This window comes from Thermodesulfobacteriota bacterium, assembly GCA_040756475.1.
In the GTDB taxonomy this organism is placed as follows: Bacteria; Desulfobacterota; Deferrisomatia; order Deferrisomatales; family JACRMM01; genus JBFLZB01.
Genome location: JBFLZB010000302.1, coordinates 1 through 3,344, shown reverse-complemented (window position 1 = coordinate 3,344; position 3,344 = coordinate 1). Strand labels below are relative to the sequence as shown.

Annotated in this window: 5 protein-coding genes; all 5 read right to left on the bottom strand. The window is 73.0% G+C overall.

The window, feature by feature from the left end:
• Positions 1-367, bottom strand: a 367-nt coding sequence (locus tag AB1578_22845; protein ID MEW6490737.1) for a hypothetical protein, incomplete at its 3' end; no start/stop codon positions are given.
• Positions 364-954: a phosphatase PAP2 family protein gene (locus AB1578_22840; protein ID MEW6490736.1), complete on the bottom strand. Its 591-nt coding sequence runs from the start codon at positions 952-954 to the stop codon at positions 364-366. The genes AB1578_22840 and AB1578_22845, both read right to left, overlap by 4 nt.
• 40 nt (positions 955-994) lie before the next feature.
• A complete protein-coding gene (locus AB1578_22835; GenBank protein MEW6490735.1) occupies positions 995-2,212 on the bottom strand; it encodes a glycosyltransferase family 1 protein in 1,218 nt (405 codons plus the stop codon).
• 147 nt (positions 2,213-2,359) lie between these two features.
• Entirely contained in the window at positions 2,360-2,773 is a 414-nt protein-coding gene (locus tag AB1578_22830) for a PIN domain-containing protein (protein MEW6490734.1), read from the bottom strand.
• The gene (locus tag AB1578_22825) at positions 2,770-3,006 is read right to left on the bottom strand and encodes a hypothetical protein (protein MEW6490733.1); all 237 of its coding nucleotides are present in this window, start codon (positions 3,004-3,006) and stop codon (positions 2,770-2,772) included. Before AB1578_22825 ends, AB1578_22830 begins: the two co-directional genes overlap by 4 nt.
• Positions 3,007-3,344: the final 338 nt, after the last annotated feature.

Here is a 3,344-nt window from a genome sequence, read left to right as displayed (position 1 = left end):
AGGGCTCCAGGGAGCGGGCGAGGAGGTCCAGCGGCCAGCGCCACCTGGCCAGGAACGCGTAGGCAGCATGGTAGGCTCTGGGGCAAGAGCGCAGGGCGGCGTAGTAGGCGGCGCGGCGCCGGTGCCAGGGCCCGGAGGGCGTTGCTTCCAGGGCGTCGGCCACGCGGGTCTCCACCTCGGGCCGCAGGCGGCGGCACAGCGCCGCCAGTGCCTGGGCGGCCCGGTTGTGCCCGTCGCCGAACCCCAGAGTGACCAGGAGGACGCGCTCCGCGCCGGGGGGGAGGAGCCAGGCCAGGGCGGCGTTCCAGGTCTGGAGACCCGGCGGGATGGCCGGGCCTGGCGAGACGGTTGGCAGGGGAGCGGTCACCCGCCCAGCACCCGGGCCAGGGCACCCGCCAGCGCCCCGCTCCCGGCCCCGATGGCGCTGCCCAGCGCCGCCCCCGCGAGGACGTCGGTGGGGTAGTGGACCCCGAGGAAGACCCGGGAGGCCCCGATCCAGAGGGCCAGGGGCAGGAACAGGACCTCGGACCCGGGGGCCAGGACGGCGAAGGCCCCGAGCACCGAGAAGGCCGTCATGGTGTGGCCCGAGGGGAAGGAGAAGCGGTCCGGTGGCGCCAGCAGGCACGGCACGTCGGCCCAGGCTTCGCAGGGACGGGGGCGGGCCACTCGCCGCTTCACGGTGACGAAGAGGGCTGCCGAGAGCCCCACCGCCAGCCCCGCGGCGAGGGCGGCCAGGCGCAGGGCGGAGTCGCCAAACACGAGGCATGCGAGCCCCACGGCGTACCACAGGGGACCGTCCCCCAGGCGGCTTGCCGCGACGAAGGCGGCCCTCGCCCACCGGCGGGTGTGCACCCCCGAGCAGCGCCGTACCACCCGGGCTTCCCAGGGGGTGACCGCCTCCCCGAGGTGGAGGGCGAAGGCGCGAAGCGGCGTGTTCCAGGCGGCGAGCGACATGGGGCCTCCTTGGTGCGTCGGGCCGGTCTAGAATTGGCTTTCACCCAGGCGGCGGCCCGCCCCGGCGGGCGCGCTGGTAGGCCTCCACGACGGTCGCGTTGACCGCGTCCCAGGTCTGGCTCTCGGCCCAGAGCCGCGCTGCTTTCCCCAGGACCCGGCGCCGCAGGGGGTCGGCCGCGAGGGCGGCAACGGCGGCGGCCAGGGCGGGGGCGGTCGCCTCGGTGGCCAGGCACCCGGTTTGTCCGTCCCGCACCACGTCCCCCGGGCCGGATACGGGGAAGGCCACCGCCGGGAGCCCCGAGGCCATGGCCTCCAGGAGCACGTTGCCGAAGGTCTCGGTGACCGAGGGGAAGACGAAGAGGTCCGCCGAGGCGTAGGCGCGGGCCAGTTCTTCTCCGTGCCGGTAGCCCGTGAGGACCAGTCGCCCGTCCCGCACGGCGGGATCGGCCTCCAGCGCCGGGCGAAGGGGCCCATCGCCGATGAGGACCAGCCGGCAGGGGAGGTCCCGGGGCAGGAGCCGAAGGGCTTCGAGGAGGAGCGGGAGGTTCTTCTCGGCGGCCAGACGGCCGGCGCAGGCCAGCACGACCTCCTGGGGGCCGGCTCCCCACTGCCGGCGCAGCTCCGGGTCGCGGCGGTCGGGGCGGAAGAGGTCCGCGTCCACGCCCCGGCTCCACAACGCCACGTTGCGGAAGCCGCGGTCCTCCAGGGCGGCCCGCACCGACGCCGTGGGGCACAGGGTGGCGGCGGTTCGGTTGTGGAACCAGCGCAGGTAGCGCCACGCGGCCGGGGCGAGGCCCCCGAGGCGGTAGAACGCCAGGTATTGGGGAAAGTGGGTGTGGAAGGAGCTCACCACCGGGAGCCCCCGGGCCCGGGAGGCCCGGAGCGCTGCAAGGCCCAGGGGTCCCTCGGTGGCCAGGTGGACCACGTGGGGGCCGAAGGCCCCGAGCACCTCCGCCAGTCGGCGCGCTCGGGCCGGGCAGGCGAGGATCTCCGGGTAGAAGGGCAGGGGAAAGGCGGGGAAGGCCGTCAGCCGAGCGCCCACCGGCAGGGCGGTGCGCTCCCGGTACCGGGGGGCCACCACGCGGACCTCGTGACCTAGCCCCGTGAGGTAGCGCACCAGCCGGTCGAGGGTGCGGGAGACCCCATTCACCTGGGGGAAGTACGTCTCGGTGACCAGGCACACCCGCAACCGGTCGCCGTATGCGAACCCGGCGCCCGGCAGGCCTGGCTCGGCCAACTGCCTTGCTGCCTGCGACACGAAACCCCTCCCGCGCCGTTGCCCCCCGTCGTTTCCCAGCAGCGTCAGGCTAGCGGGCGCGGGTTACGGCGCGGTGAAGGGGCGATTACGGTTTGAAGAGGAGCCTTGCGGAGGTGGGTCCGCCGGGGAGATGCAACGGAGACGTTTTCAGGCGAAGGGGTTTCGGATGCGCAGGCCTTCGATGGTGCGGCCGTCCTGGAGATCCTCGGAGTATAGGACCGTGGCTCCGGCTCGAAGCGCAGCTTGCAGGATCAATCCGTCCCAGAACGAGACCTGGTCCCGAGCACACCGCCGTGCCGCGCCGGTGATGAGGTCGGCATCCACCTGGACCAGGGGGAGCTCCGCCAGGTCTTGCAGAGCACGCAGCGCTTCGTCTGGGCTCAGGGGAACCGTGAGCTTGCGGGTTACCGTTACGTAGAACTCCTGGAGCACTTGGGTGCTGAGCACCGCCTGCCCTTTCCCCACTTCGCGCGCGAGGAGCTCGCGGGCCCTCACCTGCTTCTCCGGTGCGTCGCCGTCGAAGAGGTATACGACCACGTTGGTATCGAAAAACGATCTCAAGGCCCTCGCTCGTGGACCTCGTCGCGGGTCCATGTTCGGGGCCCCCGGCGAGCGGTGCTCGCCTGCGAGAGGCGAAGCAGGTCCTCCAGGGCGTCCTTCGTTTCCTGCCGAACCCCTGCGTACGTCTCCAGGAACTCTCCCAGGACCGCATTCACGGACGTGCCCTGCCCCAGGGCGCGGATGCGGGCCCTGCGCAAGGTGTCCTCGCCGACGGTGATGGTCAGATTCGCCATGGCAGCCTCCACGTGTTGCACGGATATCGTGTAGCACGGGAAAGGCACAGGCGCAACTCCAGGCGCGTACTCGTGCTGTGGGGCCGTCCGACTTCGGGGAGGTGCCGGCAACCCGCGGTCAAGGATCGGCACGCAACCGCGACGGACGCCCCGAGTCTCCTCTGGCCGCGGGAGCGGGAGAGGGAGAGGCTGGCAAGGCACCTCCCCGCGCGTCCACCGGTGCGGGAGCGTGAAGGGCCTCGGGGGCCGGAGGAGGCGCTTCGGACAGGCGCAGGTCCAGGAGGCGCCGGGCCACTCGCCGGCTGCGCCGGCAGTTGGCCCAGCCGATGAGGGCGCAG